This is a genomic window from Lentzea atacamensis (assembly GCF_003269295.1).
GTDB classification, from domain to species: domain Bacteria; phylum Actinomycetota; class Actinomycetes; order Mycobacteriales; family Pseudonocardiaceae; genus Lentzea; species Lentzea atacamensis.
In genome coordinates this window covers 1198984-1225061 of record NZ_QLTT01000001.1, presented here as the reverse complement: position 1 = coordinate 1225061, position 26078 = coordinate 1198984, and the positions used below count along the sequence as shown (strand labels likewise).

General features: G+C 69.2%; 20 protein-coding genes. 11 read left to right on the top strand and 9 right to left on the bottom strand.

The features are described from left to right. Positions 1-16 precede the first annotated feature (16 nt). The 7 genes from C8D87_RS05785 to C8D87_RS05755 all read left to right on the top strand — a co-directional run bounded on the left by C8D87_RS05785 (position 17) and on the right by C8D87_RS05755 (position 9734). Positions 17-1033 (top strand): LacI family DNA-binding transcriptional regulator, encoded by a 1017-nt coding sequence (locus C8D87_RS05785; RefSeq protein WP_109636377.1) that lies wholly within the window; start codon positions 17-19, stop codon positions 1031-1033. Positions 1034-1134: 101 nt separating this feature from the next. Then, positions 1135-3276 (top strand): glycoside hydrolase family 36 protein, encoded by a 2142-nt coding sequence (locus C8D87_RS05780; RefSeq protein WP_215732185.1) that lies wholly within the window; start codon positions 1135-1137, stop codon positions 3274-3276. Next, positions 3273-4571, top strand: a complete 1299-nt coding sequence (locus C8D87_RS05775; protein ID WP_112225792.1) for an ABC transporter substrate-binding protein — start codon at positions 3273-3275, stop codon at positions 4569-4571. Before C8D87_RS05780 ends, C8D87_RS05775 begins: the two co-directional genes overlap by 4 nt. Then, positions 4571-5506: a carbohydrate ABC transporter permease gene (locus C8D87_RS05770; protein ID WP_109636379.1), complete on the top strand. Its 936-nt coding sequence runs from the start codon at positions 4571-4573 to the stop codon at positions 5504-5506. Before C8D87_RS05775 ends, C8D87_RS05770 begins: the two co-directional genes overlap by 1 nt. Further along, positions 5503-6324, top strand: a complete 822-nt coding sequence (locus C8D87_RS05765; protein WP_109636380.1) for a carbohydrate ABC transporter permease — start codon at positions 5503-5505, stop codon at positions 6322-6324. Before C8D87_RS05770 ends, C8D87_RS05765 begins: the two co-directional genes overlap by 4 nt. Positions 6325-6341: 17 nt before the next feature. Then, on the top strand, positions 6342-8885 hold the full coding sequence (locus tag C8D87_RS05760; RefSeq protein WP_146771631.1) for a cellulosome protein: 2544 nt from the start codon (positions 6342-6344) through the stop codon (positions 8883-8885). Between the two features lie 231 nt (positions 8886-9116). Beyond that, positions 9117-9734, top strand: coding sequence for a polysaccharide deacetylase family protein (locus C8D87_RS05755; RefSeq protein ID WP_233441995.1), 618 nt, complete (start codon positions 9117-9119; stop codon positions 9732-9734). A 2-nt stretch (positions 9735-9736) separates the two neighbouring features. Here the strand turns inward: C8D87_RS05755 and C8D87_RS05750 are convergent, their stop codons facing one another. Next, on the bottom strand, positions 9737-10132 hold the full coding sequence (locus C8D87_RS05750) for an NUDIX domain-containing protein (protein WP_109636383.1): 396 nt from the start codon (positions 10130-10132) through the stop codon (positions 9737-9739). Between the two features lie 66 nt (positions 10133-10198). Between C8D87_RS05750 and C8D87_RS05745 the strand changes: the two genes are divergently transcribed. Further along, positions 10199-11014, top strand: a complete 816-nt coding sequence (locus C8D87_RS05745) for a class I SAM-dependent methyltransferase (RefSeq protein ID WP_215732184.1) — start codon at positions 10199-10201, stop codon at positions 11012-11014. Here C8D87_RS05745 and C8D87_RS05740 read toward each other — a convergent pair. The 6 genes from C8D87_RS05740 to C8D87_RS05715 are packed head-to-tail and all read right to left on the bottom strand — an operon-like array spanning position 10950 to position 19332. Further along, positions 10950-11786: a LacI family DNA-binding transcriptional regulator gene (locus C8D87_RS05740; RefSeq protein WP_109636385.1), complete on the bottom strand. Its 837-nt coding sequence runs from the start codon at positions 11784-11786 to the stop codon at positions 10950-10952. The genes C8D87_RS05745 and C8D87_RS05740 overlap by 65 nt on opposite strands. Continuing rightward, a complete protein-coding gene (locus C8D87_RS05735) occupies positions 11786-14239 on the bottom strand; it encodes a glycoside hydrolase family 2 protein (RefSeq protein ID WP_112225788.1) in 2454 nt (817 codons plus the stop codon). The genes C8D87_RS05740 and C8D87_RS05735 overlap by 1 nt, the downstream gene beginning before the upstream one ends. Next, positions 14236-14991 carry an ABC transporter ATP-binding protein gene (locus C8D87_RS05730; RefSeq protein ID WP_109636387.1) on the bottom strand — a complete coding sequence of 252 codons (756 nt, stop codon included), beginning with the start codon at positions 14989-14991 and terminating at the stop codon, positions 14236-14238. The genes C8D87_RS05735 and C8D87_RS05730 overlap by 4 nt, the downstream gene beginning before the upstream one ends. Then, positions 14988-16676, bottom strand: coding sequence for a dipeptide/oligopeptide/nickel ABC transporter permease/ATP-binding protein (locus tag C8D87_RS05725; RefSeq protein ID WP_112225787.1), 1689 nt, complete (start codon positions 16674-16676; stop codon positions 14988-14990). Before C8D87_RS05725 ends, C8D87_RS05730 begins: the two co-directional genes overlap by 4 nt. After that, a complete protein-coding gene (locus C8D87_RS05720; RefSeq protein WP_112225786.1) occupies positions 16673-17671 on the bottom strand; it encodes an ABC transporter permease in 999 nt (332 codons plus the stop codon). Before C8D87_RS05720 ends, C8D87_RS05725 begins: the two co-directional genes overlap by 4 nt. Before the next feature lie 2 nt (positions 17672-17673). Beyond that, positions 17674-19332 carry an ABC transporter substrate-binding protein gene (locus C8D87_RS05715; RefSeq protein WP_112225785.1) on the bottom strand — a complete coding sequence of 553 codons (1659 nt, stop codon included), beginning with the start codon at positions 19330-19332 and terminating at the stop codon, positions 17674-17676. Positions 19333-19468: 136 nt separating this feature from the next. Here C8D87_RS05715 and C8D87_RS05710 point away from each other — a divergent pair, with 136 nt between their 5' ends. Continuing rightward, positions 19469-20701 (top strand): ROK family protein, encoded by a 1233-nt coding sequence (locus C8D87_RS05710; RefSeq protein WP_112225784.1) that lies wholly within the window; start codon positions 19469-19471, stop codon positions 20699-20701. A gap of 79 nt (positions 20702-20780) precedes the next feature. Here C8D87_RS05710 and C8D87_RS05705 read toward each other — a convergent pair whose 3' ends face one another. Then, complete coding sequence (locus C8D87_RS05705; RefSeq protein WP_109636392.1) at positions 20781-21923, bottom strand: hypothetical protein; 1143 nt, start codon at positions 21921-21923, stop codon at positions 20781-20783. Positions 21924-22056: 133 nt separating this feature from the next. Here C8D87_RS05705 and yicI point away from each other — a divergent pair, with 133 nt between their 5' ends. Then, positions 22057-24285, top strand: a complete 2229-nt coding sequence (yicI, locus tag C8D87_RS05700; protein ID WP_112225783.1) for an alpha-xylosidase — start codon at positions 22057-22059, stop codon at positions 24283-24285. After that, complete coding sequence (locus C8D87_RS05695; RefSeq protein WP_112225782.1) at positions 24282-25223, top strand: beta galactosidase jelly roll domain-containing protein; 942 nt, start codon at positions 24282-24284, stop codon at positions 25221-25223. The genes yicI and C8D87_RS05695 overlap by 4 nt, the downstream gene beginning before the upstream one ends. On the opposite strand, the gene C8D87_RS47460 is transcribed toward C8D87_RS05695, so the two are convergent. Beyond that, positions 25211-26050: an SGNH/GDSL hydrolase family protein gene (locus C8D87_RS47460; RefSeq protein ID WP_233441917.1), complete on the bottom strand. Its 840-nt coding sequence runs from the start codon at positions 26048-26050 to the stop codon at positions 25211-25213. The genes C8D87_RS05695 and C8D87_RS47460 overlap by 13 nt on opposite strands. Positions 26051-26078: the final 28 nt, after the last annotated feature.

The following is a 26078-nucleotide window of genomic DNA, read 5'->3' as shown; positions in this document are numbered from 1 at the left end:
CGATCACGATGGCGGCGTGACACGACGATCTTCCTCCACGCCGAGCATCCGCGACGTCGCGGCGGCCGCCGGCGTCTCGTACCAGACCGTGTCACGGGTGCTGAACGACTCGCCGAGGGTGAACGCCGACACCCGCAGGCAGGTGCTCGACGCGATCGAACGGCTGGGCTACCGCCCCAACCGGGCGGCTCGCGCACTCGGGTCCGGGCTCTCCAGCACGGTGACGGTGGTGGTCGCCAACACCACGCTCTACGGCTATGCCGCGACGTTGCAGGGCATCGAGGAGGCCGCGCGATCGGCGGGCCTCGCTGTCGGGGTGCGGGTGGTGGAGTCGGACGCACCGGCCGACGTCCAGCACGCGGTCGAGCACGTGAGCGATCCCAACGCCGGTGGCGTCGTCGTGATCGCGTTCGACACCGCCGGTGCCGAGGTGCTGCGGGCACTGCCCGCGAAGGTGCCCGCCGTGGCCGCGACGGAAGCCGGTGGGCTCGTGGGTGTCACGCGGTCGATGGTCTTCCTGGACGAACGCCAAGCGGCTGTCGACGCGACCAGGCACCTGCTGGAGCTGGGGCATCGCACCGTGCACCACGTCGCGATCCCGTCGGAGAGCGGCACGAGCGCCCGCCAGTCGGGGTGGCGCGCCGCGCTCGAGGCGGCCGGCGCGCCCGTGCCGGGGGTGGTGCCGGTCGGGTGGGACGTGCGGTCGGCCTACCTCGCGGGAGCGCGGCTGGCGGCCGACCCGGACGTGACGGCGGTGTTGTGCGGCAACGACGACACGGCGCTGGCGGTCCGCCGCGCGCTCTACGAGGCGGGCCGGGACGTGCCGGGGGACGTGAGCATCATCGGGTTCGACGACGTGCCCGGCGCCGCGTACTGGACACCGGCGCTCACGACCGTGCGGATGGACTTCGCCGCGCTGGGGCGGGCGTGCCTGGCCGCGATCGTGGCCGAGGTGGCGGGCGAGCCCCGGCAGGTGACGGCGCTCGCGCCGCCGGAGCTCGTCGTTCGCGAGTCCACCGCACCCCCGCCGTAACAACTGGGTAACACACCCTTTCCCCAAAAGTATGTTAGCGCTCACACTGTGGCGACCATGTGACCGGTCACACAACGTTGAGCAGCGGGAATGGGGACACAGTGACTTCGATCGAGTCCGCGACCAGCGTGGTCTGGGGCCACTCGGCGCTGGAGCTCGTGGTGGACGTGTCGCCCGGCGGGCCGGTCGGCGTTCGCTCGCTCTCCGCCGCCGGCGGGCACACCGACCGGCCCAGGGCCACGCAGCCCCTGGTCGAGGTGCTGGTGGCGGGCCAAGGGCGGGCCAGGGTCTCGCACCGCTTCTCCGAGACCGCGGTCGGCCGTCGCATGGTCTACGCGGGTTCCGCCCGGCGCACCGACGGCAAGTGGAGCGAGCTGCACATCGACCTGCGGGACGAGCGGACCGGGCTGGTCGCGCGCACGACGTTCCGTTCGGTCGACGGGGTGGCCGCCTGCCAGGTCACCACCACGGTCACCAACCACGGCGACGAACAGGTGGTGCTGCAGGGTGTGACCTCGTTCGCCGCGGGGTTCGGCGGCGCGGCCGGGGACGTCGACCTGCTGCGAGCGGACAGCGAGTGGCTCGGCGAGGGTCGCTGGGCCCGCCCCCCGTTGCGCGACAACGCCGTGCCCGATCTCAACCTCGGGCTGCACGGACAGGACGGCCGCGGCCGGGCCGCCGTGGTCAGCACCGGCACGTGGTCGACGGGCACGGTCCTGCCGACCGGTGGCGTCGTCGACCGGCGGACCGGCGAGGCGTGGCTGTGGCAGGTCGAGCACAACGGGGCCTGGCGCTGGGAGGTCGCCGAGCGGCTGGACGGCCCGTACGTCGCGCTGCTCGGCCCGACCGACATCGACCACCAGTGGCAGCAACGGCTGCTGCCCGGCGAGTCGTTCACGTCCGTGCCGGTGTCCGTAGCGGTGTCGCGGTCCGGTGTGGACGGTGCGATCGCCGCGCTCACCGCGCACCGCCGGGAGATCGTGCGACCGCACGATGACCGGACCGCGTTGCCGGTGGTGTTCAACGACTACATGAACACGTTGATGGGCGATCCCACCACGGAGAAGCTGCTGCCGTTGATCGACGCCGCCGCCGACGTCGGCGCGGAGGTCTTCTGCATCGACGCGGGCTGGTACGACGACGACTCGGGCTGGTGGGACAGTGTCGGCGAATGGCTGCCGTCGCGGACCAGGTTCCCCGGCGGGATCGAGAAGGTCGTCGCGCACATCCGCGAGCGCGGCATGGTGCCCGGCCTGTGGCTCGAGCCGGAGGTGATCGGCGTGCGCAGCCCGATGGCCGACCGGCTGCCGGCGTCGGCGTTCCTGCAGCGCGGCGGTGTCCGGCTGGTCGAGCACGGCCGCTACCACCTGGACCTGCGTCACCCGCGGGCCGTCGCGCACCTCGACGCGGTGGTCGACCGGCTGGTGGGCGAGCTGGGCGTCGGCTACTTCAAGATGGACTACAACGTCGACGCCGGCGCGGGCACCGACCTGGCCTCGGACAGCGCCGGCGCAGGCCTGCTCGCGCACAACCGGGCGCACCTCGCGTGGCTCGACGGTGTCCTGGACCGGCATCCCCACCTGATCCTGGAGAACTGCGCCTCCGGTGCGATGCGCATGGACTACGCGATGTTGTCGCGGATGCAGCTGCAGTCCACCAGCGACCAGCAGGACCCCCGGCTCTACCCGCCGATCGCGGTGTCCGCGCCGATGTCGGTGCTGCCGGAGCAGTCGGCGAGCTGGGCCTACCCGCAGCCGGACATGTCCGATGAGGACATCGCGTTCACCCTCTGCACCGGACTGCTCGGCCGTCTCTACCTGTCCGGCCGGCTCGACCTCATGACAGCGGAGCAGCTCGCGTCCGTGCGGGCCGCGGTGCGGGTGCAGCACGAGATCCGTGCCGATCTCGCCACCGCCGTTCCGTTGTGGCCACTGGGTCTGCCCGCGTGGAGCGACCGGTGGCTGAGTCTCGCCCTGAAGTCTCGCGATGCCACTTATCTCGCCGTGTGGCAGCGTGAGAGCGACCACGAGAGCGTCACCTTGTCGTTGCCGCACCTGCGAGGCGCGGACATCGACGTCGAAGTGCTGTACCCGCGCGACCTGCCCGCGTGGCAGTCCGGCTGGGATCTGGACGCGGGGGAGCTGACGCTGACAGCGCGGCGTGCTCCTGCTTCGGCGCGTCTGTTCCGGATCGTCCCCCGCACCTCCCCGATTCCCTCACCCACCGAAGGATCCGCACGATGAAGAAATGGATCAGTGTCGCAGCCGTCCTTTTGGGACTCACGGCGTGCAGTGACCCCGGCGCGAACACAGGCACCGGCGCGGCGGTCTCCTGGCCGGACCCCGCGGCCTCCCTCAGCGGGGTCAAGCTGGCGATCTGGGCGGCGCAGAACAGCAACACCGTGCCGGAACAGGTGGTGGCGGCGTTCGAGAAGGTGACCGGCGCCGACGTCGAGGTCGTCACCATCCCGGACCCGTACGAACAGGGCGTCCAGACGAAGGTGGCCACCGGTGACAAGCCGGACCTCGCCTTCTGGCAGCCCACCGCGTCGATGCTCACGGCCATCAACGCGAAGACGAACCTGCAGCCGCTGACCGACGCGCCCTGGCTGCCGAAGCTGGCGCCGGAGCTCAAGGACATCACCGGCATCCTCGACGGCACGCGGTACGCCGCGCTGGTCACCAGCCCGGCCGTCGAAGGCGTCTACTACAACAAGGAGGTCTTCGCGGCCAACGGCATCACCTCGCTGCCGAAGAACTTCGACGAGATGGTCGGCGCGGCCAGGTCGCTCAAGGCCAAGGGCGTCACCCCGTTCTTCGAGATGGCGGGCGACCGCTGGGCGACGCAGTGGTGGGTGCAGGTCCAGCTCGCCGACGCCGCCAAGAACGGGCTCTGGGAGAAGATCAACACCAACAAGGAGACCTTCGGCAGCCCCGTCGTGGTCGACGCGATCAAGAAGTACAAGTCGCTGATCGACGAGGGACTCTTCAACGCCGACATCAAGACCGCGAAGTTCGAGGACCAGGGCGCTGCTCTGCTCGACGGCAAGGCCGCGATGGCCGTGCAGGTCAACTCGTTCTTCGGGCAGCTGCAGGCCAAGTCGGACACCGCGACGCTCGACCGGAAGATCGGGTTCTTCCCGATCTCGCCGTCCGGCAACGTCGGCACGTTCATCCCCGACCAGTCCAACGCCCTGGTCGCGTTCCGCACCGGTGACGCCAAGCGCGAGGCCGCGGCCAGGCAGCTGCTGGCGTACTGGATGGGCCCCGGCTACCAGGAGTTCGTGAACGCCCGCAAGACCGTCTCGTTGCAGCCGGCCGTCGCCAACCCGGCCGGTGTGCCGAAGGCGCTGCTCGACGTGCACGCGTCGCTGGGCACGTCGGTGGGCTCCATGCAGGCGCTGGCGGTCGCGAACCCGGACCTGTACATCAACCTCGCCGACATGATCGTCGGGACGATGTCGCCGGAGGAGGTCGCGAAGGCGACCCAGGACCAGTTCGCCCAGCTGGCCAAGGCGGCCGGGGCGCCGGGGTTCTGATGTCCGCACCACGAACCGCTGTGCGGGAGCGGCCGGTCGCCCGGCCGCTCCCCGCGCCGGACCAGCCGCGCCGTGCCAGGAACTCGGTCAGGCGGCAGACGCACCCGATGTGGTTCCTGGCGCCGGCCTTCGCCATCCTGCTCGTCTTCTTCTTCCTGCCGACGCTGTTCAACTTCATCTACGCCTTCACCGACTGGTCCGGCTTCAAGAGCGCGATCAACCCGACCGGCTTCGACAACTTCACCCAGCTCGCGTCCGACGGCACGCTGCTGCGCGCGGTGCGGATCACCCTCGTCTACGCGGTGCTGGTGGCGTTGTTCCAGAACCTGTTCGGCTTCGGACTGGCGGTCCTGCTCGAACGGGACACCACGCTCAACCGGGTGGTGCGCATCCTCTTTCTGGTGCCGGTGCTGATGTCCGCTCTCGCGGTCGGCTACATCTTCCAGGCGCTGCTGAAGCCGCAGGGCAGCCTCAACAGCCTGCTCGGCATCGACTACGCGTGGCTCGGTGACACCACCTGGACGATCGTCGTGGTCGCGGTGATCCACGCGTGGAAGTGGATGGGCCTGTCGATGCTCATCTACCTGGCGGGCCTGAAGACGATTCCGGAGGACCTGCTGGAGGCGGCGCGCATCGACGGCGCGTCGCGCGTCAGGGCGTTCTGGGCGATCCGGTTCCCGTTGCTGGCGCCCGCGGTCACGTTCAACGTCGCCACGGCGCTGCTGGGGTCGATGAACGGGTTCGACATCGTTCAGGCCACCACCGGTGGTGGACCCGCGCGCACCACGGAGATCCTGAACATCTTCATCTACCGCACGTTCGGGCAGGGCCTGTTCGCCCAGGCCACCGCGATGAGCCTGGTGCTGTTCCTGCTCGTCGCACTGCTGGCGTTCCCGGTGATCCGGACGCTGCGCAGGCGGGAGGCGGTCCTGTGAACCGGTTCTGGACGAAAGCACAGCCCGTCGCCGCGACCGCGCTCGCGCTCGTCGTGATCGGGATCCCGCTGTGGCTGGTGCTGGTGACCGCGGCGAAGTCGCAGGGCGAGGCGCTCAACCCCGACCTGTCACTGCCGCAACGCTGGCAGCTGCTGGAGAACCTGAAGCAGGTGTGGGTCGACGGTGAGGTGCCCGCCGCGTTCTTCGGCAGCCTGCTGGTCGTCGTGCCGACGGTGGCGTTGCTGCTGACCTTCGGGTCGATGGCGGCCTGGATCCTGGCCCGCCGCGCCACCCGGCTGAACGCGGTGCTGTACGCGCTGGGCATCAGCGGCATCGTGCTGCCACCCGCTGTCGTCACGGTCGTCCTGCTGCTGCGGCAGCTCGGGCTCGCGGGCAGCGCGGTCGGCATGATCGGCGTCTACACGGGGATCTACCTGTCCACGGTGATCTTCTTCGTCACCGGCTTCGTGCGGACCATCCCGCCGGCGCTGGAGGAGGCCGCGCAGATCGACGGCGCGGGCCCGGTCATGGTGTTCTGGCGGATCGTGCTGCCGCTGCTGCGGCCGGTGCTCGCCACCGCAACGATCCTGATCTGCCTCTACGTGTGGAACGACGTGTTCTACGCGTTCTTCGTCATCGGCGGGCGGCTCGACACCCTGCCGCTGAACCTGTTCCGCGTGGCAAGTGCCGGGTTGTACCTGAACAACTGGCACCTGATCTTCGCCTACGTCGTCCTGATGAGTCTGCCACTCGTCGTCGTACTCGCCGTCGCCCAGCGCAAGATCATCTCGGGCATCACGGGCGGCGCCGTCAAGTGATCCGGAATGGAGTTCCGATGCGTATCCCTGCCTGCGCGGTCGTCGCCGCGTTAGCGCTCACCACGCTGTCCCCACCAACTGCCGTCGCGGCGACCGAGACACTCCGCGTGGATCTCGCTTCTTCCACCGGCGCGCTCCGCGGCGGCGCCACGGGCATGCTCTACGGCCTGGGCGATACCGGTGTCCCGTCGCGGGACCTGATCGCGGGCATGCGTCTGCGCAGCATCTCGCAGAAGGCGCCGGACGGGGACCAGCACCCGAACGGTGACGCGCTGAAGCTCGCGGACGAGTTCTTCGCCACGGGCGGCAGCGAGATGCACATCTACTCGCAGGACGCGTACAGCAAGTGGCCGTACGAGGACCTGGGCATCGACGACTACGTCGCCAGGTTGCGGCCGCAGCTGGAGAAGGTCGCGCAACGTCCCGACCGCGACCGTTTCGTGTGGACGATCTTCAACGAGCCCGACGGCATCTGGTACTCGGACTGGGCGAACAAGAAGCAGAAGTTCTTCGCGGACTGGACCAGGGTCTACCGCCTGGTGAAGTCCGTGCTGCCCAACGCGCGCATCGCCGGCATCGGTGAGACCCGGTATCGCGCGGACCACCTGCGTGAGTTCTTGACCTACGCCAAGGCCAACAACGTGCTGCCGGAGATGACCAGCTGGCACGAGCTCGGCCCTGATTCCCTGGTGTCCTACCGCAAGAACTACGCGGAGTACCGCGAGATGGAACGGCAGCTCGGCATCTCTCCGAGAGAGATCGTCATCAACGAGTACTCCAACCGGCGCGACACCTCGGTGCCCGGCCAGATGATCCAGTGGATCACCATGCTGGAAGACACCAAGGTGGACGGTCACATGGCGTTCTGGTCCATGGCCGGCAACCTCAGCGACCACGCCGTGCGCGCAGGCCGCGCCAACGGTGGCTGGTGGCTCACCAAGTGGTACGGCGACCTGTCCGGCAACACGGTCAGGGTGACGCCGCCGCAGCCCAACACCCGCGACACCCTGCAGGGCATGGCGACGCTGAACCGCGGTGCCGCCAAGGCGACGGTTCTGCTCGGCGGCACGGCGAACGCGGTGAACGTCGCTCTAAGCGGCATCGACCGGAACGTGTTCGGCGACCAGGTCGACGTGCGCGTCTCCAAGACCAGCTGGACCGGCTACGAGGGTGACGCCGGTCAGCCGCCGGTGGTGGCGGCGGCGCGAGTCCGCGTGACGAACGGCCAGGCGACGGTCAAGGTGCCCGGTGGCGACCAGCTCGCCGCGTACCAGGTGATCGTCACGCCCGCCGGGTCCGGCGCGGCTCCGGTCGCGAACGCGCCGTGGCAGGCGAGCTACGAGGCCGAGAACGGCACGGTGGAGAACGCCCGCGTGTACGTCCAGGACGATGGATCGGGCTCGTGGGACATGGCCATGCGCTACACCACGTCGGGCCGCAAGGACGTCGGGTCCATGAACCGCCCGGACTCGCGCGTGACCGTCGACGTGACCGTGCCGCGCACCGGCACGTACAAGCTCGGCGTCTTCTACGGCACCAACGCGTTCGTCGGCCAGAGCGCTCTCTACGTGGACGACACCCACGTGCGGAACCTGACCCTGCCCGCGACGCTGAACTGGACCTACCGCGGCCGCCACGACACGCCCGTCCAGCTCACCGCCGGCACGCACCGGATCTCGTTGCGCACCAGCGGACCCGCCGGCCACCTCGGCGCCTCGTCCGACGTCACGCTCGACCGCGTCGACCTGACCGAGGTCACCGGTCCGGAAAGGACGGTGTACCCGCTCTCCGACGCCCGCAGCTCCGGCCGCGGCGCGATGCTGCGGGCCGGCGAGTCCGTCACCACGTACGTCTCCGCCGCCGAGGACGGCTACTACCGGCTCGACACCGCCTTCACCTCGACCGGCAGGAGCACGCTCGGACTCACGCTCTCCGGCCGTCGCGTCGCCGGCGCCGACCTGACCACCACCTGCGCCGGCGCGTGGAACGGCAGTACGACGGTCCACCTCAAGGCGGGCATCACCGAGGTCAAGCTCTCCAACGAGGGAAGCGCTCCTCTCGCCACCGGCACTCTCACGCTGACCCGCGACGCCGCGGCCGACCGCAACGCCGTCCGTGTCGAAGCCGAGGCGGGCCAGCTCGCGGGCGCCGCGGCGACCGCGACGAGCCCCTGGGCGTCCGGCGGCAGCTACGTCGGCTACATCGGCAACAGCAACGGCAGCAACGGCACGCTGACGATCCCCCGCACCGGAGCGGTCGCCGCCGCGGGCCAGTACAACCTGACCGTCGCCTACGCCCAGGCGGAGAAGAACACCGGGCACGCGTACAACACCGACATCATCAACCGGGAACTCGTCGCCACCGAGGCGGGTGGGAAGGCGACCACGAGGCGGTACCGCCACAACTACACGTGGGACGGCTTCTGGCAGGAGACGTCGCCGCTCGATCTGGTCACCCGAAGTGGCTCGGTGACCTTCGGCAACCCCGCGGCCTTCGCGCCGAACGTCGACTGGGTCCAGTTCGCCCCGCTGGTCGTGGCGAACAGGGTGACCAGGAGGTAATGGTCACGACCGGGCTCGTCACCGGCGGTACGCCGCCGGTGACGAGCCCGGTCGGGTCCTCCGACGTGTCGAACAATCGAATTCGGCAACGGTTCCATTCGATTGTTCGACCGAATTCCGTGAACGCACACCGCTTGTCCGGTCACATGGCGATCAGTAGCGTCGGAAAAACTCGCCGAAAGGACCGGACTCGTGCACAAACCCTTTCTCGTCATGGGTGTCGCCGTCCTGATGGCCGGCGTTGTCAGTGCGGGCACCGCACAGGCCGCGCCCTGCACCGGATACGTCGGGCTCACGTTCGACGACGGACCAACCGCCAAGACGCAGAGCCTGCTCAACGCGCTCACCCAGAACGGGTTGCGGGCGACCATGTTCAACGAAGGCCGTCACGCCGCCGCATCCCCGGCGCTGGTCCGGGCTCAGGTCAACGCCCGCATGTGGGTCGGCAACCACAGCTACTCGCACCCGAACCTCACCCAGCTGAGCAGGGCGCAGATCGACTCCGAGATCTCCCGCACCCAGCGGGCGATCGCGGCGGCCGGTGGTGGCACTCCGAAGCTGTTCCGCCCTCCGTTCGGTGCCACCAACTCGACGGTGCAGTCCGTCGCGGCGGCGCACGGCCTGCGGCAGATCCTCTGGGACGTCGACACCAGGGACTGGGACAACGCGAGTGTCGACGACATCGTCCGCGCCAACGGCAGGCTCACCAACGGCCAGGTCGTCCTGATGCACGACGGGCCGGCCAACACGATCGCGGCGATCCCCGGCATCGCACGGGTGCTGGCCTCTCGTGGCCTGTGCGCGGGCGCGATCTCGCCGCAGACCGGGCGCGCGGTGGCGCCGAGCTGACGTCAGGCGTGATCCCGGCGGGCGAAGAAGTCCGCCAGGATCGCGTTGTCCTCGTAGCCGAGCGGAGTCGCGTCGATCTCGGCACGGGTGAACCACTTCAGGCGCTGGCCCTCGGTGAGCACGACGTGGTCGAGGTCCAGGTCGATCTCGGTCCAGAACGTGTGCTCGACGCCGTACGAGCGGGTCGCCGAGACGAGCGGCCGCACCTCCTCGAGCACCACGCCCATCTCCTCCTCGATCTCGCGCCTGATGCACTCGTGCGGCTGCTCGCCCTGCTCGACGTAACCTCCCGGCAGGCACCAGGTGTTCGGGAACTTGATCGTCGGTTTGTCGTCGCGCAGGTACAGCAGCACCTGCCCGGCGGAGTTGATCATCACGATGTTGGTGCCTTCGTCCATGCCCGAATCCTGCCCGGTGGCATATTCGATGGACGTGATCCGCGCGGGCTGGCCAGAGTGGTGGGCGTGGAGTCGAACCGGATCGCGTGGGAAACGGCGTCGCGCAAGCACGTCGACGAGTACGACGAGCTGCTCGACGAGGCCAGGACCCGGTCGGCGTTGTCCCCGTGCGAACTCGAACTCCTGCGGCCACTGCTGGCTGACTCGCCTGCTGTCGTGCACCTGCAGAGCGGCCACGGCCTGGACGACATCGCCCTCGTCGCGGAAGGTGCGCGGTCCGTCGTCGGTGTCGACTTCAGCTCGGTGGCGGCCACCGCGGCGCAACGCCGGGCGGACGAGCTGGGCGTGAACTGCCGCTACGTGGTCGCCGAACTGCCGGGTGCCCCGCTGCGGGACGGGTGCGCGGATCTGGTCTACACCGGCAAGGGCGCGTTGATCTGGATGCCGGACCTCGACGCCTGGGCCGCGGACGTCGCTCGGCTGGCGAGACCCGGCGGGCACCTGTTCGTGCACGAGGCCCATCCGATGGTGCCGCTGTGGACGTGGGACGAGGACGAGCCGAGGATCCGGCCGGATCGCGGGTACTTCGAGCGGTCGCACGTCAACGACACGTTTCCCGCCAACGGCGCGGTGGAGTGGCAGACGACGCTCGCCGGGATCATCACCGCCGTGCTCGGCGCCGGGCTGGAGCTGCGGCACGTGGCCGAGCACCCGGAACCGTTCTGGCGGTGGGGTGATCTCGACGCGGCGGCGTGGCGGGGACAGCTGCCGAACACCTTCACGTTGCTGGCCCGCAAACCGTCCTGGGGCACCGGCCCTACGGGGCCGGTGCCGTGGTGCCGCGCGGGACGTAGCGGGCGGTGGGGGACCAGCGCGGCGTGACGGGGTCGCCGCCGATGCGTTCCAGCACCGACTCCGCCACCGACACGCCGAACTGGTGCACGTCGACGCTCATCGTGGTCAGCGCGGGGGAGGCCAGGCGGCACAACGTCGAGTCGTCCCACGCCACCAGGCTGAGCCGCGCCGGCACGGCGACGCCCAGCGACGCGGCCGCGGCCAGACCCGCCACGGCCATCACGTCGTTGTCGTAGAGGATCGCGGTGGGCGGCTCTGGCCCGCTCAGCAGCGCGGTCGTCAGCTTGGCGCCCGCCTCCTCCGAGTAGTCGCCCTCGACGATCACCGGCTCGACACCGGCCTCCGCGCAGCCCGAGAGCAACGCGGCCGTGCGGGCTCGCGTGTGCTGCAACGCGGAAGGCCCGGTGACCCTGGCGATTCGCCGATGGCCCAGTTCGAGCAGGTGCCCGAGGGCTTCGGCGACCGGACCGGCGTGGTCGGTGCGGACGGCGGGCAGGTCCGGATCGTCGCCGACGACCACGGCCGGCAGCCCCAGTTCGCGCAGGACGGCCGGGCGTGGATCGCCCACCACGGGATTGACCACAACGGTCGCGTCGACCAGACCGCGTCCGGCCCACCGGCGATACGCGGCGATCTCGGCCTCGTGGTCGGCCACGACGTGCAGCAGCACCGAGAGGTCGCGTTCGGCCAGCCGTTCCTCGATCCCCGCGATGAACTCCATGAAGAACGGCTCGACGCCCAGCAGCCGCGCGGGCCTGGCCAGCACGAGCCCGACCGCGCCGGTCGGCGAGCCGCCCACTACGGCACCACGCCGAGGTCGTTGGCACAGCGCAGGACCAGCGGGTCGGTGAACGCCGCGGGGTCGACCACGGCGTCCGTGCGGATTCCGAACACGCGAACCTCTCCGGCGAGCATCGGCACGAGCATGTCGTCCACGACGGCGTCGGGTGCGACGCGGTCGGCCAGGATCGCCACGTCCTGCGCGAACGACGTGGCACGCACCTCGACCTCGTAGCCGCCGTGCACGGCTTCCGCCTGGGCGACCAGGGGAGCCGGGTGGTACGCCAGCTGCGAGTCCGGCCGGAACGCGTGGATCGCGCGGGCGTCCGCGGTGGTCGCCACCATCACCTCCGCGTCCTCGTGCACCGGCTCCAGCAGCGGTTCGTCCAGGTCCAGCTCGACGGCCGACCGGGGCGGCACCGTTCGGCGCAGTCTAGTCAGGTGCAACGTGACGCCGCGGAACGTCTGCCGGTCGAGGGTGATGTGCGCGTCCCACGGCTCGTCGTGGTCGTTCACGGCGATGAGCACGAGCCGGCCGTCGCGTGGCTGGAAGGTCAGGATGCGGGGAGCGAAGGCGTGCCGCAGCCCGTACCACAGCGGCTTCAGGCGTTCCTCGCTGTCGATCGCCGCCCACGACGTGACCGGCCAGCAGTCGTTGAGCTGCCAGACGACCGCGCCCGCCGTGCGCGGCCACCAGGAGCGGAAGTGCTCGATGCCGAAGCTCACCGCCCGCGCCTGGTTGAGCTGCGTCGCCCAGTGCCAGTCCGGGAACCGCTGCGGCACCGGCAGGTGCGCGGCGAGACCGCGGTCGAGCTTGCCGTTGCCGTCCTCGGCCTTCTGGTGGGTCAGGAAGCTCGGCGAGGACGGCGTCAGCGGCTGGTCGTGGATCCACCGCGTGAGAGTGGACCACGTCGGCGGCCCCTGGAACCCGAACTCCGAGCAGAACCGCGGCACGTGGTCGCGGTAGTGCGTGTAGTCGACCTCGTTCCAGACCTGCCAGTCGTGCCGGGTGCCGTGGTTCTCGTCGTTCGGGTGCAGGCCTTCCACCGGGCTGTACGGGCTGCTGGGGCAGTAGAACCGGGTCGGGTCGAGCTCGGCGACGATCCGCGGCAGCAGTTCGGTGTAGTGACCGAGTCCCCAGGTCCTGCCGTCGAGCTGCCACGGCCAGCCCCAGTCGGCGTGCCCCCAGAGGTTCTCGTTGCTGCCGTTCCACAACGCCAGCGAGGCGTGCGACATCAGCCGGACGACGTTCTCCCTGGCCTCGGCCTCCAGCTCGCCGCGCACCGGCTCCTCCTCCGGATACGCGGCGCAGGCGAGCGGGAAGTCCTGCCACACCAGGACACCGCGCTCGTCGCACACGTCGTAGAAGTCGTCGGACTCGTAGATCCCGCCGCCCCACACGCGCAACAGGTTGACGTGCGCGTCCACGGCCTGGTCGACGCGCCGCGCCAGCCGGTCGCGCGTGATCCGGGTCAGGAAGTGGTCGTCGGGAATCCAGTTGACGCCCTTGACGAAGACGGGCTTGTCGTTGACGACGATGGTGAACGGCGTGCCGATGTCGTCCGGCGTCGTGTCGACGGTGATCGTGCGGAACCCGATCCGCCGCGTCACACCGTCCACTGCGCCCGATCGACCGCGCAGGACGGCCTCCAGGTCGTAGAGCGGTTGCGGGCCGTACCCCACCGGCCACCACAGCTCGGCGTCCGGCACGTCGACGCGGGCGGTCACGGTGTCCTGCCCGGCCGGGATGACGACGGTGTGCTCGCACGAACCCACCGTGATCTCCAGCGTCAGGTTCTCGTCGGCGTCGTCGGCCCACTCGATGACGGCGTGGACCTCGACGTGGCCGGTGCCGTCCGGCGAGACCGTCACGACCGGGCACACCTGAGCCAGCCTGGCGGTGTGCCAGCGTTCCAGCCGGACCGGCCGCCAGATGCCCGCGGTCTGCAGGTCCGGTCCCCAGTCCCAGCCGAAGCTGCACGCCATCTTGCGGATCATGTTGAACGGGTGGGCGTTCACGTGCGGACGGCTGCCGAGACCGGCCTCGATCTTCTCGGCGTGCGCCAGCGCGGACGAGAACGACACGGTGAGGTCGTTGCCGCCGTCCACGAGGAACCGCCGGACGTCGAAGCGGTAGCTCCGGTGCATGTTCGCGGTGTGGCCGAGGAGATGGCCGTTGAGCTCGACGGCGGCCACGGTGTCCAGTCCGTCGAACACGAGGTCCACCCGCTGGCCGGACGTCACCGCGGCGGCCAGGAACGTGGTGCTGTACCGCCAGTCCGCGCGGTGCATCCACGTCAGCTCCGCCTCGGCCTGGTCGAGGAACGGGTCGGTGATCAGCCCGGACGCCAGCAGGTCGAGGTGGGTGCTGCCGGGCACCGTCGCGGGCACCGTCCTGCCCCTGATGTTGTCCGGCACCTCGGTCGTCGTCGCGGTCAGCTGCCAGCCGTCGTGCAGGTACTGGCGGATCAAGGCTGTCCTCCCTGGCGGAAGCGGGCTTCTGGGTCGGGTGCGGCGGCGGCGAGCCGGCGGGTGTACGGGTCCTGCGGACGCATGAGCACGTCGTCGCTCGGCCCGCGTTCGACGATCCGGCCCTGGTGCATCACCAGGACCTCGTCGGAGAAGTGCCGTGCCGTGGCGAGGTCGTGCGTGATGTAGAGGACGGAGAGGTTCTCCTCGCGCTGCAGGCGGGCGAGGAGTTTGAGCACGCCCAGCCGGATCGACACGTCCAGCATGGACACGGGCTCGTCCGCGATGATCACCCTGGCACCCGGTGCGAGCGCGCGGGCGATCGCGATCCGTTGCCGCTGCCCGCCGGACAGCTCGTGCGGCCGCCGGGCCGCGAAGTCCGCGGTCAGGCTCACCTTCTCCAGCAGCCGCGGAACCTCCGAGCGCGGCCGCCCGTGCAGCCGCAAAGGCCGGGCCAGGTGGTGTTCGACGGTGTGGAACGGGTTGAGAGAGGCGAACGGGTCCTGGAAGATCATCTGCACGTGGTCGCGATAAGCCCGCCGTGGCACGGGTTCACCGTCCGGACCGGTCAGCACGATCTCCCCGGAGGTGGGACGGACGAGCCGGGCGATCATCCTCGCGATCGTCGACTTGCCGGAGCCGGACGCGCCGACGAGCGCGGTGGTCCTGCCGGCGGTGAGCGTGAACGAGACGTCGTCGACCGCTTGGAACCTGTGGAACTTCTTGGTTAGGCCGCGGACTTCCAGCGTGGTCATGTGATCAGCGCTCCTCGTTCGCCGGTCAGGCTGGGGAACGAAGCCAGCAGCTGACGCGTGTACGGGTGCTGCGGCCGGAGGTAGACGTCCTCCGCGGTCGCGTACTCCACGACCTCGCCGTCACGCATCACCGCGATCCGGTCGCTCAGCTCCAGCAGCAGCGGCAGGTCGTGGGTGATGAAGATGACCGCGAACCGCAGCTCGTCGCGCAAACGGCTGATCTCGTTCAGGATCTCCCGCTGCACCAGCACGTCGAGTGCCGTGGTGGGCTCGTCCATGATCATCACCTGCGGGTCGAGCAGCAGCGCCATCGCGATCATGACCCGTTGCCGCATGCCGCCGGACAGCTCGTGCGGGTAGGAACCGAGCCTGGCCGGGTCGACGCCGACGAGCCGGAGCACCTCCGCGCACCGCTCCTCCCGCTGCGCGGCGGGCATCGACGGCCGGTGGGTGCGCAACACGTCCTGCAGCTGCGCGCGGATCGGGGTGACCGGGTTCAGCGAGTTCATGGCGCCCTGGAACACCATCGAGAGCTGGGCCCAGCGGAACTGCCTGAGCTCTTCGGGCTCCAGCGCGAGAACGTCGACGTCGGCACCGTTGTGGAAGACGACTGATCCGGACGTGACCTCGGCCGGCGGCCGGTGCAGGCGGTTGATCGCGTAGGCGAGCGTGGTCTTGCCGCAACCGGATTCCCCGGCCAGGCCGAGGATCTCGCCCCGGCGCAGGGTCAATGACACGTCTTTCACGGCGTGCACCGGCGTCGCCGCCTGGTACACGACGTTGAGGTTCCTGACCGTGAGCACGGCGTCGTCGTCGACCGGGGCGATCTCCGCCTCGACCGCCACCACGTCCCGCCCGCGCCGCGCACGGTCGCGCAGCCGGGGGTTGATGATCTCGTCGATGCTGAAGTTGATGAGCACCAGCGCCCCGCCGAACAGGGCGATGACGAGCCCCGGCGGCACGAACCACCACCACGCTTCCCGCTGCAGCGCGAAGCCGTTCTGGGCGTAGTAGAGCATCGTGCCGAGCGTCGACGAGTTGGCGGCGCCGAGACCGAGGAACGAGAGCCCCGCCTCGCTGAGGATCGCCAGCACGACGGCGAACACGAACTGGGAGGCGAGGATCGGCAGCAGGTTCGGCAGGATCTCCACGCAGATCACCCGCCAGGTCCTCTCACCGGACACCCGTGCCGCGGCGACGTAGTCCCTGTTGCGCAACGACAGCGTTTGCGCCCGCAGCACACGGGCGGCCGCGGCCCATCCGGTGATCGCCAGCACGAGCGCGATCGTCCACGTGCCGCGCTGGTCCGCCGGGACGAACCCGGCGACCACGATGACCAGCGGCAGGCCCGGGATCACCAGCATGACGTTGGAGAACAACGAGAAGACTTCGTCGACGATGCCGCCCGCGTAGGCGCCGACGATGCCGAAGACGCCGGACAGCACGGTCGCCATGACCCCGACCAGCACGCCGATCCACAGCGACCCGCGGGTGGCGTGGGCGAGCTGGGCGAGGACGTCCTGGCCGGTCAGCGTCGTGCCGAGGAGGTGCTCACCGCCCGGTGGCGTGAGGCCGACGTCCCTGATCGTGGCGGGGTCGCCGGTGAGCAGCGGGCCGACCAGTCCGAAGAGGACGATCAGGCCCGCCAGACCGAGGCCGGTGGCGAGCTTTCCGGATCTGATCACGACACGGTGCTCCGATCCCTCGTGCGGGCGTCGATCAGCCCGTACAGCAGGTCCACGACGAGGTTCGCGCCGAGCACCGCGATGGTGATCACCAGGAAGATCCCCTGCATGAGCGCGTAGTCGTTGTTCTGCACGGCCTGCAGCAGCTTCGACCCGATGCCGGGGTAGGAGAACACCTGCTCGGTGACGATCGACCCGGACACCACGAACCCGAGAGAGGTGGCGAACCCGGCGACCGACGGCAGCACCGCGTTGCGTGCCGCGTACCGGATCATCGTCCGGCTGTCGGTGAGACCCTTGGCTCGCGCGGTCAGCACGTAGTCCTCCGACATCGCCGACACCATCATGTTGCGCATGCCCAGCAACCACCCGCCGATCGACGAGATGACGATCGTCAGCGCGGGCAACGTGCCGTGGTAGATCGCCGAGCCGATGAACTCGGGACTCCAGCCGGGATCCAGCACCACGTCGTAACCGCCGTTGAGCGGGAACCAGCCGAGCCCCGACGAGAGCAGCGCGACCAGGATCAGCGCCAGCCAGAAGTACGGCACCGCCGACAGCACCGTGGTCGCGGGCACCAGCGCGTCGAGCCAGGTGCCGCGCTTCCAGCCGACGACCGCGCCGAGCCCCACGCCGAGCAGGAACGACAGCAGCGTCGCGAGCCCCACCAGCACGACGGTCCACGGCAGCGCGTCGCCGATCACGTCCGACACCTTGGCCGGGAACGCGCTGACCGACACCCCGAGCTCGCCGCGCAGCAGGTTGCCCAGGTAGGCGAAGTACTCCTCGGCGAACGACTCGCGCCCGCCGGTGCCGAGCAACGTCTCGTAGGCCGTGCGCGCGGCGGGATCGACGCTCCCGCCGCGCTGCTGGAGCTTGGCCATCAGGATGTCCACCGGGTTGCCCGGCAGCATCCGCGGGATGACGAAGTTCAGCGTCACCGCCGCCCACAGCGCCGTCAGGTAGAAAGCGAGCTTGCGCAGGTAATAGCCCATCGTCAGTTACCGGCGGGCTTGAGCTTCATGTACACCTGCGAGGCGTCCGGCCGCTTCCACACCGCCGGGAACGCGTACAGGTCGTCCTTGCTCGGCCAGCCGGTGAACGCCTTGGCGTTGTACTCGCTGGGGATGCCACCGGTCAGCACCGGGATGTACGGCAGGTACTTCTCCAGCTCGACCTGGATGGCGTCGTAGTGCGGCTGCCGCGCGGGGTTGCCCCGGTCGGTCTTCTTCAGCTCGGCCAGCGCGTTGTCCACGATCGGGTTGCTGAACCTGGCGAAGTTCGGGTTGGCCGCCTGGCCGACCGGTGCAGTCGTGGCGGTCGAGAAGAAGTAGCTGTAGGTGTAGTACGGGTCCGGTGCCGGGCCCTGCTCCACGGAGTCGATCAGCAGCTCGAACTGGCCGCGGCCGCGCGCGTCGGCCCACTCGTTCCACGACAGCTGCTGCGGCGTGATCTTGATGCCGATCTTGAGCAGCTGCTGGCTCAGGGTCTCCAGCGCGGTGATGTAGTCGGTCCAGCCGGCGACCACCTTCACCGTCAGCGCCAGCGGCTTGCCGTCCTTGGCGTAGATGCCGTCCGCGCCCTTGACGTAGCCGGCCGAGGTGAGGATCTGGTCGGACTTCGCGGTGTCCGGGTTCATCGGAGCCATGCGGTCGGTGAGCTTGTTCGACAGCAGCTGGGCGTCGCGCGGCTGCAGCGTGAAGCCGGGCGACATCTCGCTGTTGACGTTCTGGAACGCCAGCGAGTTGATCTGCGTCCGGTTCATGCCGTAGTAGATCGCCTGGCGCACGGCGGGGTCGGTCTGTGCGCCCTGGCAGCCCAGCTGCGCGTTGGAGCAGGTGAACAGCGCGACCTGGTTGAGCGGCAACGTGATCGCCTTGTACCCGGGGTAGTTCTTCTCGATGTCCTTGATGTCAGGGATCGGGCCGGTCTGCCAGTCGATCGACCCGGCCCTGAGCGCGTCCACACCGGCCTGGTTGCCGGACAGCGACAGGTAGCGGACCTGCTTCACCGCGGGCTCGCCGCCCCAGTACGTCGGGTTGGCCTTGAGGGTGAACGACTGCGCCTTGAAGTCGCCGAGCTGGAACGGGCCGGTGCCGACCGGGTTCTGGTTCACCTCGGTCGCCGGGTTGCCGTAGTTCTTCCAGATGTGCTCCGGCATGATCCAGAGCTGGCCCAGCACCTGCGGTCCGTCCATGTAGGACGGTTCGGGAAACTTGATGACCACGTGGGTGTCGTCGACAACGGTGGTCTCGCCCTTGAAGCCGGTCCTGTTCATGGCCGGGGTCTTCGCGACCATGTCGAGCGTGAACTTCACGTCCTTCGCGGTGAACTTCTGACCGTCGGACCAGCTCACGTTGTCTCTGAGGGTGATCGACAGCTCGGTGCCGTCCGCGTTCCACTTGAACTCGGTGCCGAGCATGGGCTTCGGCGGGGTGTCCTTGGCGATGTTGAAGAAGAACAGCGACTCGTAGATCGTGCCCGGCCCCTCGATCTGGGTGGGGGCGTAGGGGTTGAAGTTGAGCTGGAAGTCGCCCGCCTGCCCGGTGTAGACGACGAGCGTGTCCCTGGCCTTGCCGCCGCCACCGGATCCTGAGCACGCCGCGGTGGCCGCGACGACCACCGCCAGACCGAGTGCGCAAATCTGCCTGAGCATCGTTGATCCTCCCCGCCGCTGGGTGGTTCGCGGCGAGGATTCTTCAGTTACTAAACAAAGAAAGTCAACGCCTCCGGATGGTTTACTGGTCGCGACTTGTCGATGAGCGAAGTTCGTCGTTCGACGGAGGAGCGCAGTGAGCGGACCGGCGCGGGTGACCCACGCCAGCACGAGGGCGGCCGTGCTGGACCTGATCCGTGCGGCCGGCATGATCAGCCGCGTCGGGCTGGTCAACGCCACCGGGCTGACCGGTGGCACGATCTCCACGGTCGTGCGCGGGCTGATCGACGAGGGCCTGGTCGCCGAGACCGGGCACGCGGAGTCGACCGGCGGCAAACGCCGGGTCATGTTGCAGCTCAACCACTTCGCGCGCTACGCCGTCGGCGTGCACCTCGACGAGGCCCGGATCACCTACGTGCTGACGAACCTCGGTGGCGCGGTCGTGGCTCGCATTTCGCGCGCGGGGTGCGGGGCCGCGGAGTCGTCCGCCGTGATCGCCAGGATGGCCCGCGAGGTGGACGCCCTGATCGACAGCGTCGGTGTCGAACGCGATCGAGTCCTGGGGCTCGGCCTGGTGTCGGCACGGCCGGCGGAGCACCACGAGTTCGGTCAGGCCCTGGAACGCGCGACGGGTCTGCCGGTGGTGCTCGACAACGACGCGACGGCGGCGGCGATCGGCGAGCACTGGTCCGGCGGTGTCGGTGCCACGTCGACGTTCGCCGCCCTGTACCTGGGGACCGGCGTCGGTGCCGGAGTGCTGCTCGGCGGCACGACCTACCGCGGTCCGAGCGGTCACGCCGGCGAGATCGGCCACGCCTGTCTCGACCTCGACGGCCCGGAGTGCTGGTGCGGTGCCAGGGGATGCCTGGAGGCCCTGGCCGGCCCGGCCGCTGTCGTCGCGCAGGCTCGGGCCGACCGGTCGCTGAGCCGCGCCGCCGGTCTGGCCGGTGGCAGGACACGCGCCGCCGCACCCGTCGCGGCGGACTTCGCGGCGATCAGCCGGGCGGCCCGGCGGGGCAACGCGCGGGCGCTCGCGTTGCTGGAACGGTCCGCCCGGTACCTCGCGGTGGGAGCGCGCACCCTGGCCAACGTGCTGGACCTGGAGGTGCTGGTCCTCACCGGCCCGAGCTTCGCCATCGCGGGCTCGGTCTACCTGCCGGTCCTGCGCGCGGAGCTGGACAGCGCGTTCATCGCCCGTGACGCGCATCGGCTCTCCGTGCGGCTGTCGCCCTCCGCGGCGTCGGCCTCGGCGATCGGTGCCGCGGCGATCGTGCTGCAGTCCGAGCTCGTGCCGCGGCAGAAGGGCCTGCGCCTGCCGGACGACCTGGCGGCGGAGGAGCCGCCGGTGTTCCAGCAACTCGCCCGCTGACGGCCCGGCCCGCGACGCCGATGAGGGGAGCTTTCCCAAACCTGAGGTTGATGAAAGCTCCCCTCATCACTCGAGTGGGTCACGCGCAGACGTTCGACGTGCTGTTGTTCAGCCTGATGTTGCGGAACGTCGTGTTGGTGCCACAAGGGCTTTCGCGGATCGACGAGTTCGTCACCGTCAGGTTCTGGACGATGATGTCGCGGTTGTTGGGGAATTCCGAGCGCGCCGCCAGCCGGATCTCGCCGCCACCGGTCACGGTTCCGCTCTGCGCCGCGAGGTTGACGTTGTAGCAGTTCTCGATCAGGACCGCGTTGTTGCCCGTGTTCGCGAGGTCGATCCGGTCGATCGTCAGCCCGCCGCTCTCCGAGACGCAGAAGACACCCCGGCCGCCACCACGGGCTCGGACCGTGCCGACCCGGATGTTCGTGGGGTAGCTGCTGCCGACGCGGCCGTTGCGGTTGGCCGTGCGGAACGCCGCGTACCCGGTGCCCGTGCCCGCGTTCTCCGCGTCCACGGTGCCGACGGTGGCGTTGATGGTGTCGTTGAGCAGCAGCCCGGACTCGCCGACGTTGCGGGCCGTCACCGTGCCCACGTTGAGTCCGTCCACACCGTACGTCTCGACGGCGTGGCTGCCCGCGCCGGACACGAACACGTTGTCGATCCGGATGTTCCGGCTGCGCACGCTGGTGTTGCCGCGGTTGTCGATGCGCACACCGAGGCCGCCGGACAGGCGCATGTCGATCTGGCCGAGCACCACGTTCTCGACGTTGCGCATGAAGATCCCGTACAGCGGACGGCCGGTGAGGCTGAGGTAGCGCACCTCGACGTCACGGGTGCCCCTGGAGTAGATCGGCGCCTGGTCACCGGAACCGCTGCCGGTCACGTTGATCGTGCCGCAGACGTCGATGCCGGTGTAGCTGGGCAACGAGATCCGCGAGCCGGCGCTGACCGAACCGTTGCCGCGCACCAGGACCCATTGTTTCGACGTGCGTCCCGCGGTGAGACTGTCGACCGCGGCCTGGACGGCGGCGCGCATGTCGCCGCCCGTGTAGACGGTTCTGCCGCCGTTGCGGGACGTCCACGTGCTGCCGCTCAGCACCGCCTCGGCGTTGAACGTGCGGTCGCCGCACGCCATGATCCGCGGTTCCGCGTTCGCCGATGACATCCCGCCGAGCACTGTCACCGCTACGGCCACGCCCACCGACAGCCTTGTCGAGAACATGGGAATCTCCCTAGGTCAACCTAATTCAGGGAATCGACTGGGGCTTCCTCGCCAGGCACGTTATCGCTAACGTTCTTCACAGGAAAAGCAATCGAAGCAATTCGATTCGAATTCGAACGGCGAAAGCGGTCGAATGAAATTCAGCAACGGGTACTGGCTCCTGCGTGAGGGTGTCCAGGCGGCTCATCCGGTCGAGGTCTACGACATCACCCAGGCTGCGGGGGAGCTGGTGGTCCACGCGCCGACCCGCCCGATCCGTCATCGCGGCGACCTGTTGCAGGGGCCGGTGGCGACCGTCCGGTTCTCCTCGCCGATGGCGGACGTGATCGGCGTGAAGCTGACGCATTTCGAGGGCGAGCTGCGCAGGCAGCCGGAGTTCCCGCTGACCACCTCGGAACCGTACGTGCGCCTCACTGACGACTCCCTCACGTCCGGCGACCTCCAGGTGAAGGTCAGCCGCGACTGGCAGGTCGAGTTCGTCGTCGACGGAAAGGTGCTGACGTCGAGTTCGGCCAAGGGCATGGGTTTCATGACGCTGGACGGCAAGCACTACGTCCGCGACCAGCTCGCTCTCGGCGTAGGCGACGTGGTGTATGGGCTCGGCGAGCGCTTCGGGCCGTTGGTGCGCAACGGTCAGGTGGTGGACATCTGGAACGCCGACGGTGGAACGAGCAGTGAGCAGGCGTACAAGAACGTGCCGTTCTACCTGACGAACTCGGGTTACGGCGTGTTCGTCAACCATCCGGGCCACGTCTCGTTCGAAGTGGCGTCGGAAAAGGTGTCCTGCGTGCAGTTCAGCGTCGAGGGGCAGTCACTGGAGTACTTCGTGATCCACGGCCCCAGCCCCAAGGAGATCCTGCGCAAGTACACCCTGCTGACCGGCAGGCCGACGATGCCGCCGGCGTGGTCGTTCGGTCTGTGGCTGTCCACGTCCTTCACGACGTCGTACGACGAGCAGACGGTGTCCGGCTTCATCGACGGCATGATCGACCGCGATCTGCCGTTGAGCGTCTTCCACTTCGACTGCTTCTGGATGCGCGAGTACAACTGGTGCGACTTCGAGTGGGACCCGCGCACGTTCCCGGACCCGGTCGGCATGCTGGAGCGGTTGAAGTCGCGGGACCTGCGGATCTCGGTCTGGATCAACCCCTATGTGGGACAACGGTCTCCGCTGTTCGTCGAGGGAGTCGAGGGCGGCTATCTGCTGAAGCGGCCCAACGGTGACGTGTGGCAGTGGGACCTCTGGCAACCGGGCATGGCGCTGGTGGATTTCAGCAACCCGGCCGCCCGCGAGTGGTACGCGTCCAAACTGGACGCTCTGCTCGACCAGGGCGTGGACTGCTTCAAGACCGACTTCGGCGAACGCATCCCCACCGACGTCGTGTACTTCGACGGTTCCGATCCCGAGCGGATGCACAACTACTACGCCTACCTCTACAACAAGACCGTCTTCGACGTGCTGCGCAAACGCCGGGGTGACGGTGAGGCGGTCGTGTTCGCCCGCGCCGCCACCGTGGGATCACAGCAGTTCCCGGTGCACTGGGGCGGGGACTGCGAGTCGACCTACGAGGCCATGGCCGAGAGCCTGCGCGGCGGCCTTTCCCTGGGACTGTCCGGATTCGGCTACTGGAGCCACGACATCGGCGGCTTCGAGGGCACCCCTGATCCGGCGTTGTTTAAGCGGTGGATCGCGTTCGGCCTGCTGTCCTCGCACAGCCGCCTGCACGGCAGCAGGTCGTACCGGGTGCCGTGGTTGTTCGACGAAGAGGCCGTCGACGTGCTGCGGGTGTTCGCGAAGCTCAAGGCGCGGCTCATGCCGTACCTGCACCACGCGGCACTGCAGGCGGCCACCGAGGGAACGCCGATGATGCGGGCGATGGCGCTGGAGTTCCCGGACGACCCGGCGTGCACACACCTCGAACGCCAGTACATGCTCGGCGACAGCCTGCTGGTGGCGCCGGTGTTCTCCGACGGCGGCGAGGTGTCGTTCTACGTGCCGGAGGGCACCTGGACCGACTTCTTCACCGGCGCCGAGGTGCCTGGCGGCCGGTGGACAACGATGACATGCGATTTCCTCACCGTGCCGTTGCTGGTGCGGCCGAACACGGTTCTCCCGCTGGGCGTCGTCGACGACCGCCCGGACTACGACTACGCCGACGGCGTCACGCTGCGGATCCACCAGCTCGACGACGGCGCCTCGATCACCACCGAGGTCGCCGGCTCCACGTTCCACACGCGCCGCCGCGGCGACCGGATCGAAGTCGAGGTCGAGTCGCCGCCACCGGCGTGGCAGGTCCAGTTCCCCGGCGCCGACCCGATCGCGGGTAGCGGCAACGCTCTCACCGTTGAGGGGGTCCGATGAGAACACCGAGAATCCTGCTCGCCCTGCTGGTGGTGCTGGGCGTGTCCGTCGTACCGGCGGTCGCTGCCGAGAGGCACCAGGTGGGGTACGACAGGTACTCGCTCACCGTGGACGGGAAGCGGGTGCTGCTGTGGCCCGGCGAGTTCCACTACTTCCGGCTGCCCAGTCCCGAGCTCTGGCGCGACGTGCTGCAGAGGAGCGAGAAGACGGTGTCGGTCAACGCGATCACGGGCAGGCGCGGCAACTACCTGGTGTGGCTCAACGGCCAGTACCTCGGCTCTGCCGCCGGCGGCACCGAGGCCGACGCCGAGCCGGTCAACCCCGACCCCGGCCGCGGTGACTTCGCGATCCCGGACGGTCTGCTGAAGCCGGGGAGCACCGCCACGTTGTCCGTGCTCGTGACGAACATGGGCCACAACGACAACTGGACCGCCGACGACGTCAGGTTCAAGCAGCCGCGCGGGCTGTTCGGCGTGACGGTGGGCGACGCGAAGATCTCGTGGCAGATTCGGGGCTCGCGCTACGACGATGTCGAACGCGGCCCGCTGAACACCGGTGGCCTGTACGGCGAGCTGGCCGGCTGGCACCTGCCGGGCGGCGACGGCCCGTGGTCCGAAGCGCCGGCGGCCATGCCCGCAGGGGTTTCCTGGTACCGCAGCACGTTCCGGCTCGACCTGCCGGAGAACCAGGACGTGCCGGTGGCGTTGCGGTTCGGTGAGCAGCCGGATCGCAAGTACCGGGCGTTCGTGTTCGTCAACGGCTGGAACGCCGGCCACTACATGACCGGCGCGCCCCAGCGGGACTTCGTGGTTCCCGCCGGGGTCCTGCGCAAGAAGAACGCGGTGGTGCTGGCGGTGGTCGCGACCGAACCCGGTGAGCTCGCGCCGGTCAGCCTGGTGGCTCTGGGCAACCACCGCACGTCAGGTCACCTCAGGTAGCCGGAGAGGGGAATGCGTTGGTCGCGCAGGGCCTTGGCCACGACACCGGCGATCTGCCTGGCTCCGGCCGCCTCGAAGTGGGTGTGGTCGTTGCAGAAGAAGGCGCCGACCGGGCCCCTGGTGTAGTCACCGTTGTTGGGGCACAGCTTGAGCGTGTTGTAGAGCGTGTAGCTCAGCTTGTGCAGGTCGATGACGGTGACTCCACCTGCGCGGCCCGCGTCGAACGTCTCGGTGAGGAAGCCTCGGGTGCCGACGGCCGTGCTGCCGCTGCACCTGATCGCCGAGACGGGCGTCAGGAAGATCGGGGTGACACCGCGATCCTTGGCCGCCTTGGCCATCATGCCGAGGAGCTCCTTGTACCGGGCGCTGCCGACGTGCCGGGGACAGTCGCGGCTGCCGTCGTTGATTCCGAACTGGATCATCAGGTAGTCGCCGGCCTTCATGCCGGTGGTCGGGTTGAGCATGTTCAGCCAGCGCTGGTGGAACGTCCTGGGGCTCACGACGCACTCTCCGGTCGAGTCCTTGGTGTTCTTCACGTTGGACTCGTACAGCCAGGTCTGGATGCTCCGGCCGGCGACCGCGCTGTTCACGACGGTGACGTCGTCGGAGAACAGCGGGTCGAACTGGCTGCCCCAGCCGACGGGGCAGCTGGACCGCGGGTTGGACATCGTCGAGTCGCCGGCGAGCCAGACCTTCACGCTCGCGGCGGCGGCGGACGTCTCGGCGGCGGGGGAGCAGTCGGGCTGCTCTGCGGCCGACGCCGGACCGGCAGCGGCGAGGAACGGCAGGACAGCCAGGGCGACCAAGGTCAGAACACGTTTCCGCACAATTCTCTCCAGACGGCAGGGTTTGTCT